Below are 12,880 nucleotides of genomic sequence, written 5' to 3'. Positions count from 1 at the left end.
AGCGGTGACTCGGACGTGTCGGCATGCTAGCCGACCGGGCGGCTGCTCCGGAGCAATCGCAGCAGAGGCTGGAGCGACCGTACGACCCGTTGGGCGCCCGCGGCGCGCAGCACCGCCTCCTTCGCCTCGTTACGCGCGTAGCCGAGGAACGGAACGCCCGCGGCGCGGGCCGCGGCGAGGTCCGAGGGGGCGTCGCCGATCATCAGGGCGGCCGAGGGCGCGGCGCCCATCGCGTTCAGGGCCCGGTTGAGGCACTGCGGGTGCGGTTTGAGGTGGTGCAGCTGATCGGTGCGGCCGTACAGATGCGGGCTGAAGCAGCCGGTGAGGCCGCGGGTCTCCAGGTAGGTGCGGGCCGCGCGGGGCGAGTTGTTGGTGGTGACGGCCAGCCGGGCGCCGACGGCCGTCCAGGTGCGGATCAGCGGGTCGGCGTAGGCGGTGGGCAGCGCGGAGGCGGCGGCCCGCAGCTCCTCCTGGGTGAGCCGCTCCTCCAGCCCGGCGACCAGGTCGCTGCCCGGGCGTCTGCGGCCCACCGCGCGCAGCACGACCTGCGGGTCCAGGGTGTCCCGTTCGGTGTCGGTGAGCAGACCGTGCAGGCCCTGCCGGGCGAGCCACTCCACGAGGTCCGCGGCCACCCGTTCCGCCTTGTGCCCGGCGAAGAGCCGGCAGATCGGCCCGTCGAAGTCCCAGAGCACGAACCGGGCTGGTGTGATCAGTTCCCGAAGCTTCTCGATCTCATGGGCACCAGAGGTCGCACCAGACGTTGCATCAGAAGTCGCATCAGAAGTCACTAGGAGAGTGTCAGGTCCGTCGTGATGGTTTCCCAGAGGGCGTCGAACCACTTCTGTGATTGCTCCACGAACGCCGCGTCCCGCTGACCGGCCCGCTGTTCGAAGGAGAACAGCAGCGACTCGGAGCCGACGGCGTCGTACATCTTGAGCGTCCCGCTGTCCGTGGGCTCCTCGCGGCGCTCGATCTTGTAGTACGCGAACAGCGCCTCCGCCCCGTTGAGCAGGTACAGCTTGACCGGAGGGGTGAACGGCAGGGCCCGGAAGGTGACGTGGACGTCGATGTCGTGGGTTCCGCGCAGCGCCTGGAGGTTGTACTGGAGCACCTGGCCCTGGGCGTTGCGCATCGCCAGCCAGCGCTGGTGGACGGCCTCGTCCTCCTCGCTCCCGGCGTCGACCGAGACCGGGAAGGCGAGGTTGATGTCGCGGGACGGCAGCAGGACGCGGGCGTCGATCCGCTCGGGGCGCAGCCGGCCCTCGTGGACCAGGCGCAGCGGCTCACCGAGCGCCGGGATCAGGCTCTGCGCGGTCAGGCAGACGGCGTCGATGCGCACGTGCGGCGCCGAGAACGCCTCGGTCAGCCGGGGCGCGAGCGCCACCATCGTCGGCTGGGGCTCCTCCCGTCCGGGCTGCGGCTCGGCGACCCGGGGCGGGCTGCCCTTGGTGACGCCGCTGAGCAGCCCGTCCTCGTGCAGCAGCCGCAGCGCCTGGCGCACGGCACCCCGCTCGACCCCGAACTCCCCGGCCAGCTCGGCCTGGGTCGGCAGCCGCTGGCCGGGCCGCAGCACACCGGTGCGGATGCGCTCGCGCAGGGTGCCGGCGATCTCCTGAGGCGTGCGTCTTCCGCTGCCGTTCACTGCCATATGCTCCTGGGTCACGACCAAACGCTACAACTCTGATCCATCTAGGGGGAGTTGGCTGCCAACGTTTGCGAGTTGGCGAAGCCGCGCGGCACGCGGGAATGTGACGCCGGGGCCTAGGGGCTGAGCAGCAGGTCCGAACTGATCGTCTCCCACAGCGCCTCGAACCACAGCCGCGACTCCTCCACGAACGCGGCGTCCCGCCGCCCGGCCCGCTGCTCGAACGCGAACAGCATCGAGCGCGTGCCGTCGGCGTCGTACAGCTCCAGGTGCGCCTGCTCGATCTCCCGCTCGCGGCGCTTGAGCGTGTAGTACGCGAACAGCGCCTCCGAGCCGTTGAGCAGGTACAGCTTGACCGGCGGGGTGAACGGCAGGGCCCGGAAGGAGACCCGTACGTCGACGCCGTGCGTGGCGTACAGGGCCAGCAGGTTCTGCCGCAGCACCTGGCCCTGGGCGTTGCGCTGGGCCAGCCAGCGGCGGTGCAGCAGCCCTCCGTCGTCGGCGGACACCGGCGCCGGGAAGGCGAGGTCGATGTCCCGGCTGGGCAGCAGCACCCGGACGTCGATCTTGGCCGGTTTCCGCCGCCCCGCATGGATCTGCCGGAGCGGCTCGCCGATGGCCAGCGTGAGCGACACCGCGGTCAGGCACAGCGCGTCGATGCGCACGTGCGGGGCGGCGAAGGCCTCCGCGATGCGGGGGGCGAGGCCGGCCAGGGTGGGCCGCGGCGACGCGGCCGGGCCGACCGGCGGGGACACCGGCCCCGGCACCGCCGCCACCCTGGCCGGGCTGCCCTTCGAAACGTTGGTCAGCAGCCGCTCCGACTGCAGGATGCGCAACGCCTGCCGCACCGCGCCCCGTTCGACCCCGAACTCGTCGGCCAGTTCGGCCTGTGTGGGCATGCGCTGCCCCGCCCGCAGCACACCGGACCTGATCCGGGTGCGCAGTTCGTCGGCGATGTCGCGGGACGCGTGAGGCCGGTGTGACCTCGTCCGTCCACTGACGGAGGCGTGCTCCGGGTCCACGGACAAACACTACAACTTCCCGCCAAGTTACGGCAGTTCACCGACAGCTGGTTATGAGCCGCCACCCAACGGAGATAAGTACTGTGAGTTGGCTGCCAACTCGCACGACATGGTCAAGCTTCCCAGTGGTTGGCCGACCGGGCTCCCTTCCGGAGGGGAGCCGGGAGCCCGGACAGGGGACGGCCACCGAAGCGCACAGTCACAACTGAACACGACATCGCACAGTCACAACCGAACACCGCGGCACAGCCACAACTGAACAGCTCGCTACGGATGCACAGTCAGCGTCACCGGGTGAGAGGAGCGGTCAGAACATGTCCGGGCACCACGGCCGCCCGGGCGAGCGGAACAGGGCGTCGGCCTTCCGGGCGGCGCCCTCTCGTTCTTCCTGGACCCGGCCGAGCGCGGCGAGCCGCAGCACCGACTCGCCACCGAGCCAGACCGAGGCCAGCTCCGCCACGTCCAGCGTGAGATCGGCGCCCTGGGCGCGCGTCGGCACACAGGACACCCCCTCGGGCGAGGCCTCCAGCCGGAAGCGGCCCCCCGCCGACCCGGCGGCGTCCACGACCTCCAGCACCACCGTGCCCGCCGCGTCGTACGTCCGCGCCTCCAGGGCCCGTACGACGTCCAGGATCCGCAGCCAGAGCCAGTCCGCGTGCCCGGTGATCCGGGCGGCGCGCGGGTCGGGAAGATGCAGGGGGAGCAGGTCGTCGGGGCCGCGGTAGCCGCTCTTGACCTTGGTGATCCAGTCGATCGAGCACAGGAAGTGCCACAGGGCGCGCTCGGCCCGCGGGGTCGTGGCGATGAGCCCCAGCACGCTGGCGGTCTGATCCGGCTGCTTGCCGTGCCAGACCTCGTCCGACGTGTACGCCACCAGGCCCTCGACCTCGCCGTGGGCCGCTCGGTAGACGGCGTAGAAAGGCTCGGTCCAGTCGCCGTGGTAGCGCAGCACGCCGGTGTTCATCTGCCACCACAGCGCGTCGCGGCTGACCGCGCCGGGCTGCAGACGGCGGAACCGCTCGAACAGCTCGGGGCCGAGCTTGCGCACGTCCTCGCCGTCCACGAGGTCGATCCGGCCGCCGTCGGCGGGCCCGGACCAGCGCGGGTCGAGGCCGGCCCGGGGCACCTCGACGGTCCACTGGGTCGACCAGGTGACCGGGCCGAAGCCGTAGCGGCCGTAGATCGGGTACTCGGCGGCGATCAGGGTGGCGACGACGTCACCGCGCTCCTCCGCCGCCGCGAGGTCCTGCTCCACCATGCGGCTCAGCAGGCCGCGGCGGCGGTGGGTGGGGCTGACGCTGACGTTGGTGATCGCGTTCGCGGCCACCGGCGCGCCGCCGACCGCGGTCAGTTCCTGGGCGAAGGAACGGTAGGTGGCCACGCAGCGGCCGTCGTCGAAGGCGCCGAGCAGCCGGCCGGGCTCGAACAGCGCCCGCCGGGCCTCGATCTGCTCGGGTGTCAGGACGGGCGGCCGCACGAACCCGACGGCATGCGCGCGCAGCCAGTCCCTGTGCTCGGCCTCGGTGACGATGCGGACGTCGCTCATGGGCTCACCGTAGGCGGCGGCCCGGAAGCTGTCGCCCACATTTCGCCACCCGCACCGCCTCGCCGTCGGCTCACAGCAGCAGGTCGTCCACCTGGGCCTCGCCCACCCGGTAGCGGCGGGCGATCTCCGCGCTGCAGTCGTCGGCCGTGCGCTGCAGGTGCTGGCGTCGGCGGGAGACCTCCTGCTCGTAGCGGACCAGGCGGCCCATCGCGGCGGTCAGTTCGAGATCGGTGCGCGCCTGGAGGTCCGACAGCTCGACCTCGGCGAGCATCTCGGCGGCCAGCTGCCGGTACTCCTCGTTGTGCGGAGTGCCGAGCGTGACGTGGCGGGCCGAGGAGCGGTGCCGGGCCGGGGCGTCCTTGAGGATCTCCGGGAGCCGGTCGACCATGGAGCCGTCCGCCGGCGCGGGCACCGCCGCCCGGCCGCGCCGGCACTGCTCGGCGCGCAGGATGTCGATCCGGCCCTGCAGCAGCCGCCGCACATAGCTGAGGTCGGCCTCGTCGCGCTGGGCGTCACGGCGCAGGACGCGCAGCTCGGGCAGGCTCAGCCGGGCCAGATCGGGCTCGGGAGGCTCCGCGGGCAGGGCCGGGCCGGGCGGAGCGTCCGCGCGCTGGGCGGGCGGGAGGCGCGTCCCCTGCGTCCCCTGTGTCTCCAGCCGCCCGCTGGTACTCGGTGTGCTCATGTGCTTCTGACCGTCCCCTCGACCGGCGTGTGGAAGCATCGTGCCACCCCAACTGGCCACTATGTGACCGAGTGCCCCCGAAGGGCCCCAGATGGGGGGTAAGGGATCTATATTGGACCCCCTGTGGCCGCGTCCGGGGCACCCGGCATCATGGTCCGCATGCGTGCGGTGGTGCAGAGAGTGGACGGCGCGAGCGTCGTCGTGGACGGCGAGACGGTCGGCGCGATCGAGGGCGAGGGGCTGTGCGTCCTCGTCGGGGTCACCCATGAGGACACCAAGGAGAAGGCGGCGCAGCTGGCCCGCAAGCTCTGGTCGATCCGCATGCTCGGGGACGAGAAGTCGTGCAGCGACATCGCCGCGCCGCTGCTGGTGATCAGCCAGTTCACCCTGTACGGCGACGCCCGCAAGGGCCGCCGGCCCACCTGGAGCGCGGCGGCCCCGGGGGACGTCGCCGAGCCGCTGGTGGACGAGGTGGTGGCCCAGCTGCGGGGGCTGGGCGCGACGGTGGCCACGGGCCGGTTCGGCGCGCAGATGCGGGTGTCCCTGACGAACGACGGGCCCTTCACGGTGTTGCTGGAGATCTGAACGCGGTCGGCCGTGGCGGGGGACAGACGCCGCTCGCAGCGGCGCAAGCGCCCGAAGGGGCGCGGGGAACCGCGCGACCGGCCACAGCCCGCCCGCAGCCGCTCATGGTCCGCGCCCGGACGGCGTTACGGCTCGACGATCACTTCCTGAGCCGCCGCCGTGTTCCCGGCCAGGAGCCGCGCAGCGACAGGCACGTTCCGCTTGACCAGCGCCAGCGCCACCGGACCCAGCTCGTGGTGGCGCACCGACGTCGTCACGAAACCGATCTTCCGGCCGTCGGGCCCCTCGTCCGCGACGCGGATCTCCGTGCCCGGTACGGGCAGATGGACGTCGCTGCCGTCCAGGTGCAGGAAGACCAGCCGGCGCGGCGGCTTGCCCAGGTTCTGGACCCGGGCGACCGTCTCCTGGCCGCGGTAGCAGCCCTTCTGCAGGTGCACCGCCGAACCGATCCAGCCCAGCTCGTGCGGGATCGTCCGGTGGTCGGTCTCGAAGCCGAGCCGCGGCCGGTGGTGCTCGACGCGCAGCGCCTCGTGGGCCAGCAGGCCGACGGCCGGGCCGTGCGTGGCCGCGAAGGACTCCAGGTCGGCGCGGGGCAGGAACAGATCACGGCCGTACGGCGTCTCCCGTACGACGACACCCTGCGGGACCTCGCCGATGGAACCGGCGGGCAGGTGCACCAGGGCGATGTCACCGGTCCGGTCGGCGACCTCCACCCGGTAGAAGAACTTCATCGACTCCAGATAGGCGATCAGCGCGTCCTGCGTGCCGGGCTCGACGTGGGCCCAGACGGTACTGCCGTCGTCCACCAGGTACAGGGCGTGCTCGATGTGCCCGTTCGCGGACAGGATCAGCGCCTCGGTCGCCTCGCCCGCCGGCAGGTCGCTGACGTGCTGGGTGAGCAGCAGATGCAGCCAGCTCAGCCGGTCCGCACCGGAGACGGTGACGACTCCCCGGTGCGAGAGGTCGACGAATCCGGTGCCGTCGGCGAGGGCACGCTGCTCGCGGAACAGGTCGCCGTAGTGGGCGGCGACACCTTCGTCCACGCCCTCGGCGGGGACGGCGCCGGGCAGCGACAGCAGGGGGCTCTTCATATGGCCAGCCTACGCCGTGGTAGTTGAACCCTTCAGCGAACAGTCCTTGCACCGGCCGAAGATCGCGAAGTGTTTCATGTCGGTGTCGAAGCCGAACTGCGCGCGCAGCTTCGCCGTGAACTCCGAGGCGACGTCCACGTCGGCCTCGATCACGTTCTCGCAGTCCCGGCACACCAGGTGCAGATGGTGGTGACGGTCGGCGAGGTGGTAGGTCGGCGCACCGTGCCCGAGGTGGGCATGGCTGACCAGGCCCAGCTCCTCCAGCAGCTCCAGGGTCCGGTAGACCGTGGAAATGTTGACCCCCGACGCCGTCTTCCTCACTTCCACGAGGATGTCGTCGGGGGTCGCGTGCTCAAGGGTGTCCACGGCTTCGAGGACAAGCTGCCGCTGCGGCGTCAGCCGGTAGCCGCGCTGCCTGAGATCACTCTTCCAGTCGGTGCTCACCACACCGCCGAGTCTATGACTACTTGAAGAACGCGATCCCGTCGTCCGGCATGTCGTCGGGCAGGGCCTTGGCCCAGCGCTCGACGTCCTCCGGGGTGACGACCTTCTTCAGGTGGGCCGACATGTAGGGGCGCAGCTCGACCTCGGGGGTCTGCTTCTCGCCGACCCACATCAGGTCGCTCTTGACGTAGCCGTAGAGCCGCTTGCCGCCGCTGTACGGCTGCGAGGCGGCCGTCCGGGCGACGGCGTCCGTGACCAGGTCGATCTGCGGCTTCTTGTCGGCCATCTCGCCGTACCAGATCTCGATGACGCCGTCGTCGCGGACCATCGTGATCTCGACCTTGCGGTCGGCGTCGATCCGCCAGAAGCCGGACTCCGACTCCAGCGGGCGGACCTTGTTGCCGTCGTTGTCCAGCACCCAGGTGTGGGAGTGGTACTCCAGGAAGTCCCGGCCGTCGTGGGTGAAGCTGACCTCCTGGCCGAAGTTGCACTTCTCCGAGCCGGGGAAGTCGTGCACGCCCGCACCGGCCCAGTTGCCGAGCAGGAAGGCGAGCGGGACGAGGTCCTTGTGCAGGTCGGACGGGATCTCGATCATGAGGGAAGTTTCCTGGATCTTTCCTGGATATCGGTCAGCGCTGGCCCTGGTACAGCTTCTTCACGGTCAGACCGGCGAAGGCCAGCACACCGGCGCAGACCAAGGCCAGCAGGGCTTCGAAGAAAATCTCCACGGGGTGCTCCTTGAGCGAGGGCGGGCATACGGCAGAGCCGGGGCCCAGCTTACGCGGCCGGGCTCCGGCTCTCTTGGCGAGGTGGGCCGTCACGATGACGTCACGGCGGTGATGTAGGCCTGCCGGACCTGCTCGCCGCTTTTCGGCGTACGCGTCCAGGTCGCTGTGCACGTCGGTGGCGGCCGTGCGGAACGAGTCGTCCATCCTGTTCGAGGGCGCCCCGCGCAGGGCGTGGGCCGGCCCGTCGTAGCCGGAGAGCTCGTCCTGCTGGACGAGCTCGGCGATCAGACCGGTCTCGAACTGCAGCAGGCAGATCCGGGTCCGGGTGCCGTCGGGCATGGTCCAGCCACGCGCGGCGATGTGCCTCAGGCCCCGGCCGGTGAGCGCGCCCCGGAGGCTGTCCCGGTCGTCCTTGCGCGCGAACTCCGCCAGGAACACGTTCGGGTTCACCCGTCCGTGGTCCTCGGCGAGTGCCGCGTCGGCCTTGGCCCCGACCGGCGCGGGCAGCACCAGTCCGCGCAGGTCGGCGTAGTGGATGTCAGCCTTGTCGCGGTCGGTGAACGGGGCGGGGCTGCCGGCGGGCAACGGCGGCCGGACGAGCGGCGGATAGTCCCAGCGGCCGTCCGTGCGGGTGGCGAGGCCGGGTACGTCGGTGCGCTCCATCCGCGGGATGCCGTACACCGTCGAGGCGCCCGCCACCGCGAAGACCAATCACGATTCGGCGCGCTTGACCCCGCCGACGAAGGCCGCCCAGGCGGGAGCGCCGAAGAGGAGGGGGGTGCGGGTGGTGTCCTTGCTGTCACGGACGGGGACGAGGGGGAGGTTTTCGGCGACTTCGACGCACTCGCCGCCGTCCGGGTTGCTGTAGCTGCTCTTGCGCCACCTCACGCCGCTCAGGTCGATGGCTCGCACGGCATTTCCTCCAACGTCCGCATGATGAACTTCCGCGACTCGGCTGGGTACAGAGCCTGGTCCCTCATCGCATCGTACGCACGCTGCAGCCGCTCAACAGAGGCGTTTTCCTCGACCAGTTCACCTCGGAGGGCGTTCTCCGTGTACGCCACCGTCCGGCCGTCCAGAAGCCGCAGGAACATCACTGCTGTGCTCACCAGACCATGTAGTCCGACGTCTTGCGGCAACACCTGGATCGTGATGTGCGGCCACTGCGACACCGCCAGCAGGTGCTCCAACTGCACTCGCCACTCGCCCACGTCTCGGAGGGGTGTCCGCAGCACCGCCTCGGCGAGGAGGGCCCGGAACGGGGGCGCGTCGTCTTCCTCCAGTAGCTTCCGCCGCCCGGTGCGGGCTTCGACCCGCTGGTCCAGTTCCCCACCCTTGGCGCCTCCGAGCCCGAGCACCTCACGGGCGTACCCCTCCGTCTGAAGAAGTCCGGGCAGGATGCTGACCCCGTAGTGCCACAGACTCACCGCCTCCGACTCCAGAACCATGTACCGGCGGTACTGCTCCTTGAACTGTGTCGGGTCCGCCGCCGCCAGCTCCCACAGGGTCACCAGCAGCCCAGGCGTCCCGTAGTACTGGTCCAGCGCCTGGACGACCTCCGGACCGCCCAGCGTCCGCCCACCCTCCATCTTGCTGAACAGGGACGCGTCCCAGCCCACCTCCTTCGCGAGGTCCCGCAGGCTCAGGCCCCGCTCGCTCCTCAGGCGCCGTAACTCCTCGGCGAACCGCCCCCTCGGCTCCTGACTCCGCCCCGTGATCACCAGCCGCTGCGGCATCGCGCTCCTGTTGAATTTGTTGAATTTGGCCGCCCCAGCGTTGAATTTGGGCCGCTCAACAGCCCAAACGCCGTTTCCATGCGCCATGCTCATAAGCAATCCCGAACACGCAGCGTAGCCCTGGCGGTGCGCTGCGCACAGGCGTTCACGGAAAGGTGCGAAGCCCGATGACAACGAAGTCGGAGCCGCTCGAACCCGGATCCCTCCTCTACGACCCCGCCACCCGCCGCGTCGGCGAGTACCAGGACCGCTCGGGGCCGTACGCGATGCTGCGCCCCGTCGGCGGTGGCCGGGAATGGCAGGCCGACCCCGCCGCACTGCGCCCCGCCACGGACCGCGAACGCCTCAGCGCGAGCGTCCACGCGGTGAACGTGCGGACCCGGGCCGTACCCCCCGACCCCGACGACCTCAGCCGGCCGCCCCGGCCGGTGCCCGGCTGCGCGGCGTGCGGAAGGCTGGCGGGGCTGCGGGACGCGGCGCGGACGGCGCACGACCGGAGCGCGGAGACCGACGCCAACGTGCTGCTCCGCAAGCACCAGCGACAGGAGCACCGGGCATGAGCGGCGTCCAGGGCGGTCTTCCGTACGAGGAGTGCAGGCGGTACCGGGCGGAGCACGGCACACCGCATGAGCGGACCCCGCTCTCGCCGGGCTACGCGATCCCACCCTTCCACCCCGGCCACGCCGACCGGCACCGGCACCGCCACCGGCGTCGCCCCCGGCTCGACGGCGCCACCGTGAGCGGCGTACTCACCGTCCTCTGTGTCGCCACGCTGCTCGTGACGATCGTCGCCGCGACTACGCTTCCCGCATGACCAAGAAGCTCGTGATCAAGGTGACGGCAGGGGCGGACGCCCCCGAGCGCTGCTCGCAGGCGTTCACCGTGGCGGCGGTGGCCGTGGCCAGCGGCGTCGAGGTGTCGCTGTGGCTGACCGGGGAGTCGTCCTGGTTCGCGCTGCCGGGGCGGGCCGCCGAGTTCGAGCTGCCGCACGCGGCGCCGCTGCCGGACCTGATCGACTCGATCCTCGCCGCCGGGCGCATCACGCTGTGCACGCAGTGCGCGGCCCGGCGGGAGATCACCGAGAAGGACGTCATCGACGGCGTACGCATCGCGGGCGCTCAGGTCTTCGTGCAGGAGGCCCTCGGCGACGACACCCAGGCGCTCGTCTACTGACGCGACCGGCCTAGGAGCGCGGGCGCTTCTTGCCGTCCAGCTCGTCCCACCACTCGTCGGACTGGGGATCGCCGGAGGGGTCGTCCCACCAGCGGTCCTCCGGGCCCCGCCGGTTGGCGACCATCGCGGCGACCGGCGGGATGACCATGGCCACGATGCACATGCCGACCGCCGCCGGCACCGACCACAGGCGCACGACCCCCCACGCCAGGACGAAAAGGCCGATGCACGTCCCCATCATGGCGAAGTAGAGGTGACGCCGCCGCGCGTACATGAGTCCAGGGTAGAACCGCCGCTGCCGCCCCGTAGGCCACACCGGTCGGGGGTTCCGGCCGTTCGGTGGACGCTCGGGGCGTGCCCGGGGGAGGCCCGGCCCGGCCGGGCATCCGTTCTTGCTGACGTGGGCGGCTCGGGCTGCCCGGGTACGACGAGCAAGGAGACGCCGGATGCGCAAGCGACCCGTTGCCCGGACCGTGTCGGCGGGGACCCTCGCCCTGGCCGTCGGTCTGGCCGGAGGCGTGCCCGCCGCGGCGGCACAGACCTTCCAGGTGAACTGCCCCGGCCAGAACCTCCAGACGGCGATCGACAACGCCCCGTCCGGGTCGACGATCGTGGTGACCGGGGTCTGCGTCGGTCAGTTCACCATCGCCGGCAAGAACCTGACGCTGGTGGGGTCGGGGTCCGGCGCCACCCTGGACGGCGGTCAGGCCGGCCGCACCCTGACCAAGTTCGGGCCCGGCAACACGGTCCAGCTGAACAACCTGACCGTCGCGCACGGCGTGGACCCGAACTTCGGCGGCGGCATCATCAACTACGAGGGGACGCTGTCGCTCACCCGCGTCACGGTGCGGCAGAACGTCGCACCGGACGGCGGCGGCATCTTCAACGGGGGCACGCTGGTCGTGAGCGGTTCCGTGGTGCGGGACAACTCCAGCGGCTCGGCCCCGCAGGGCACGGGCGGTGGCATCTTCAACAACAACCCCGGCACCGCGACCGTGGTCAACTCCCTCATCCAGCACAACACGGTGAGCGGCACCGGCAGCGCGGGCGGCGGTCTGTACGAGAGCGTCAACAGCTCGGTGACGCTGAACCGGACCACCGTCCAGAACAACAGCGCCGAGTTCGGCGGGGGGCTCTTCAGCCACAGCACCATGACGGTGAACCACTCCACGGTGCAGTCCAACGCCGCCACCGGCGGCCCCGGCAGTGGCGGGGGCATCTACCAGGGCGGGGAAACGGGTGTGGTGACCCTCCACCACACCACGGTCCGCAACAACACCCCTGAGAACTGCGCCCCGGACAGCGTCATCCAGGGGTGCACCAACTGACCGGACCGTTCACGGCACCCCCTGCGGGGCCTGTCACAAGTGATCCACAATTCCCCCCGGCCCGGCCCCGCGGAGTTACCGTGGCGTAGCCACACATCGTCGCTCCGGGGGGAAACACCACATGCGCGCCCTGCGAATCATCCTCATCCTCGTCGTGATCCTGGGCGGGCTGTTCGTGATCGCGGACCGGGTCGCCGTGCACTTCGCCGAGGGGGAGGCCGCCGACAAGCTGAAGGCGACCGAGAACCTGGCCTCGACGCCGGACGTGGACATCAAGGGGTTCCCGTTCCTCACCCAGGTGGCGGGCGGTTCGCTGGACGACGTCGAGGTCGGCATCAAGGACTACGAGGCCGCCACCGGCAAGCCCGGGCAGACCGTCCGGATCGACGACCTGAAGGCCGACATGAAGGGCGTCTCGTTCTCCGGGGACTACAGCTCCGCCACCGCCTCCAGCGCCACCGGCACCGCGACGATCTCCTACTCCGAGCTGCTGAAGACCGCCGACTCCCGGCCGGCCGAGGTCGCCCCCGGGATCACGGCCCGGATCGTCGGCCTCTCCGACGGCGGCAACGGCAAGATCAAGGTCATGGTGGAGGGCACCGTCTCGGCCCTCGGGATCAAGCAGACCGTGCCCGTGCTCAGCACGGTGACCGTCGAGAACGACAAGGTGCAGGTGCACGCCGACTCGCTGCCCAAGCTCGGCGCCGCCGCGATCGCCGAGAACCGCATCCGCGAGATCACCGACTTCCAGCAGGCCATCGACCGGCTGCCCGGCGGCATCAAGCTGGACCGCGTGGAGGCCGCGAAGGACGGCGTGGAGATCACGGTGAAGGGTTCCGACGTCAAGCTGGCGGGGTAGGAACACGGTCGGCGGACGCCGATCGTCCGACTGGCGAGACG

At 71.0% G+C, this 12,880-nt stretch carries 18 protein-coding genes; 6 read left to right on the top strand and 12 right to left on the bottom strand.

Annotated elements, in window-relative coordinates; translation table 11 throughout:
• Positions 1-26 precede the first annotated feature (26 nt).
• The 5 genes from IE244_RS39125 to IE244_RS39105 all read right to left on the bottom strand — a co-directional run bounded on the left by IE244_RS39125 (position 27) and on the right by IE244_RS39105 (position 4,895).
• A complete protein-coding gene (locus IE244_RS39125; protein WP_031173335.1) occupies positions 27-692 on the bottom strand; it encodes an HAD family hydrolase in 666 nt (221 codons plus the stop codon).
• Between the two features lie 95 nt (positions 693-787).
• Positions 788-1,669, bottom strand: a complete 882-nt coding sequence (locus IE244_RS39120) for a winged helix-turn-helix domain-containing protein (RefSeq protein WP_229854739.1) — start codon at positions 1,667-1,669, stop codon at positions 788-790.
• Positions 1,670-1,761: 92 nt separating this feature from the next.
• The gene (locus IE244_RS39115; protein ID WP_191878336.1) at positions 1,762-2,673 is read right to left on the bottom strand and encodes a winged helix-turn-helix domain-containing protein; all 912 of its coding nucleotides are present in this window, start codon (positions 2,671-2,673) and stop codon (positions 1,762-1,764) included.
• Between the two features lie 301 nt (positions 2,674-2,974).
• Complete coding sequence (locus tag IE244_RS39110; RefSeq protein ID WP_191878335.1) at positions 2,975-4,213, bottom strand: GNAT family N-acetyltransferase; 1,239 nt, start codon at positions 4,211-4,213, stop codon at positions 2,975-2,977.
• Between the two features lie 70 nt (positions 4,214-4,283).
• Positions 4,284-4,895: an RsiG family protein gene (locus tag IE244_RS39105; protein WP_191878334.1), complete on the bottom strand. Its 612-nt coding sequence runs from the start codon at positions 4,893-4,895 to the stop codon at positions 4,284-4,286.
• Between the two features lie 159 nt (positions 4,896-5,054).
• On the opposite strand from IE244_RS39105, the gene dtd reads away from it, so the two are divergent.
• The gene (gene dtd, locus IE244_RS39100) at positions 5,055-5,480 is read left to right on the top strand and encodes a D-aminoacyl-tRNA deacylase (protein ID WP_191878333.1); all 426 of its coding nucleotides are present in this window, start codon (positions 5,055-5,057) and stop codon (positions 5,478-5,480) included.
• A 125-nt stretch (positions 5,481-5,605) separates the two neighbouring features.
• Here dtd and ygfZ read toward each other — a convergent pair whose 3' ends face one another.
• From ygfZ to IE244_RS39070, 6 genes are read right to left on the bottom strand one after another with little or no spacing between them, the layout of a single operon-like run.
• Complete coding sequence (gene ygfZ, locus IE244_RS39095; RefSeq protein WP_191878332.1) at positions 5,606-6,571, bottom strand: CAF17-like 4Fe-4S cluster assembly/insertion protein YgfZ; 966 nt, start codon at positions 6,569-6,571, stop codon at positions 5,606-5,608.
• A gap of 9 nt (positions 6,572-6,580) precedes the next feature.
• The gene (locus tag IE244_RS39090; RefSeq protein ID WP_191878331.1) at positions 6,581-7,018 is read right to left on the bottom strand and encodes a Fur family transcriptional regulator; all 438 of its coding nucleotides are present in this window, start codon (positions 7,016-7,018) and stop codon (positions 6,581-6,583) included.
• Between the two features lie 16 nt (positions 7,019-7,034).
• Positions 7,035-7,610 (bottom strand): heme-binding beta-barrel domain-containing protein, encoded by a 576-nt coding sequence (locus tag IE244_RS39085; RefSeq protein ID WP_031173319.1) that lies wholly within the window; start codon positions 7,608-7,610, stop codon positions 7,035-7,037.
• Between the two features lie 34 nt (positions 7,611-7,644).
• Positions 7,645-8,442, bottom strand: a complete 798-nt coding sequence (locus IE244_RS39080; protein WP_191878350.1) for a hypothetical protein — start codon at positions 8,440-8,442, stop codon at positions 7,645-7,647.
• 12 nt (positions 8,443-8,454) lie between these two features.
• Complete coding sequence (locus IE244_RS39075; RefSeq protein WP_191878330.1) at positions 8,455-8,655, bottom strand: DUF397 domain-containing protein; 201 nt, start codon at positions 8,653-8,655, stop codon at positions 8,455-8,457.
• Positions 8,637-9,479: a helix-turn-helix domain-containing protein gene (locus IE244_RS39070; protein ID WP_191878347.1), complete on the bottom strand. Its 843-nt coding sequence runs from the start codon at positions 9,477-9,479 to the stop codon at positions 8,637-8,639. Before IE244_RS39070 ends, IE244_RS39075 begins: the two co-directional genes overlap by 19 nt.
• Before the next feature lie 167 nt (positions 9,480-9,646).
• Here IE244_RS39070 and IE244_RS39065 point away from each other — a divergent pair, with 167 nt between their 5' ends.
• The 3 genes from IE244_RS39065 to IE244_RS39055 are packed head-to-tail and all read left to right on the top strand — an operon-like array spanning position 9,647 to position 10,652.
• Complete coding sequence (locus tag IE244_RS39065; protein ID WP_191878329.1) at positions 9,647-10,039, top strand: hypothetical protein; 393 nt, start codon at positions 9,647-9,649, stop codon at positions 10,037-10,039.
• Positions 10,036-10,293 carry a hypothetical protein gene (locus IE244_RS39060; RefSeq protein WP_191878328.1) on the top strand — a complete coding sequence of 86 codons (258 nt, stop codon included), beginning with the start codon at positions 10,036-10,038 and terminating at the stop codon, positions 10,291-10,293. Before IE244_RS39065 ends, IE244_RS39060 begins: the two co-directional genes overlap by 4 nt.
• Complete coding sequence (locus IE244_RS39055; RefSeq protein WP_191878327.1) at positions 10,290-10,652, top strand: DsrE family protein; 363 nt, start codon at positions 10,290-10,292, stop codon at positions 10,650-10,652. Before IE244_RS39060 ends, IE244_RS39055 begins: the two co-directional genes overlap by 4 nt.
• Before the next feature lie 10 nt (positions 10,653-10,662).
• On the opposite strand, the gene IE244_RS39050 is transcribed toward IE244_RS39055, so the two are convergent.
• Positions 10,663-10,926: a DUF3099 domain-containing protein gene (locus IE244_RS39050; RefSeq protein ID WP_191878326.1), complete on the bottom strand. Its 264-nt coding sequence runs from the start codon at positions 10,924-10,926 to the stop codon at positions 10,663-10,665.
• A gap of 172 nt (positions 10,927-11,098) precedes the next feature.
• Between IE244_RS39050 and IE244_RS39045 the strand changes: the two genes are divergently transcribed.
• Positions 11,099-11,980, top strand: coding sequence for a right-handed parallel beta-helix repeat-containing protein (locus IE244_RS39045; RefSeq protein WP_191878325.1), 882 nt, complete (start codon positions 11,099-11,101; stop codon positions 11,978-11,980).
• Positions 11,981-12,101: 121 nt separating this feature from the next.
• On the top strand, positions 12,102-12,839 hold the full coding sequence (locus IE244_RS39040) for an LmeA family phospholipid-binding protein (RefSeq protein ID WP_191878324.1): 738 nt from the start codon (positions 12,102-12,104) through the stop codon (positions 12,837-12,839).
• Positions 12,840-12,880 lie beyond the last annotated feature (41 nt).

Source organism: Streptomyces filipinensis (genome assembly GCF_014649495.1).
In the GTDB taxonomy this organism is placed as follows: Bacteria; Actinomycetota; Actinomycetes; order Streptomycetales; family Streptomycetaceae; genus Streptomyces; species Streptomyces filipinensis.
Note: the sequence above shows the minus strand (reverse complement) of the source record. Positions and strands in the feature narration are given on the sequence as shown.

Excerpts from the sequence above, each read along its gene's own strand:
- IE244_RS39085 (WP_031173319.1), bottom strand. The coding sequence starts at position 7,610 with ATGATCGAGATCCCGTCCGACCTGCACAAGGACCTCGTCCCGCTCGCC.
- IE244_RS39070 (WP_191878347.1), bottom strand. The coding sequence starts at position 9,479 with ATGCCGCAGCGGCTGGTGATCACGGGGCGGAGTCAGGAGCCGAGGGGG.
- dtd (WP_191878333.1), top strand. The coding sequence starts at position 5,055 with ATGCGTGCGGTGGTGCAGAGAGTGGACGGCGCGAGCGTCGTCGTGGAC.
- IE244_RS39110 (WP_191878335.1), bottom strand. The coding sequence starts at position 4,213 with ATGAGCGACGTCCGCATCGTCACCGAGGCCGAGCACAGGGACTGGCTG.
- ygfZ (WP_191878332.1), bottom strand. The coding sequence starts at position 6,571 with ATGAAGAGCCCCCTGCTGTCGCTGCCCGGCGCCGTCCCCGCCGAGGGC.
- IE244_RS39055 (WP_191878327.1), top strand. The coding sequence starts at position 10,290 with ATGACCAAGAAGCTCGTGATCAAGGTGACGGCAGGGGCGGACGCCCCC.
- IE244_RS39050 (WP_191878326.1), bottom strand. The coding sequence starts at position 10,926 with ATGTACGCGCGGCGGCGTCACCTCTACTTCGCCATGATGGGGACGTGC.
- IE244_RS39065 (WP_191878329.1), top strand. The coding sequence starts at position 9,647 with ATGACAACGAAGTCGGAGCCGCTCGAACCCGGATCCCTCCTCTACGAC.
- IE244_RS39105 (WP_191878334.1), bottom strand. The coding sequence starts at position 4,895 with ATGAGCACACCGAGTACCAGCGGGCGGCTGGAGACACAGGGGACGCAG.
- IE244_RS39040 (WP_191878324.1), top strand. The coding sequence starts at position 12,102 with ATGCGCGCCCTGCGAATCATCCTCATCCTCGTCGTGATCCTGGGCGGG.
- IE244_RS39045 (WP_191878325.1), top strand. The coding sequence starts at position 11,099 with ATGCGCAAGCGACCCGTTGCCCGGACCGTGTCGGCGGGGACCCTCGCC.
- IE244_RS39060 (WP_191878328.1), top strand. The coding sequence starts at position 10,036 with ATGAGCGGCGTCCAGGGCGGTCTTCCGTACGAGGAGTGCAGGCGGTAC.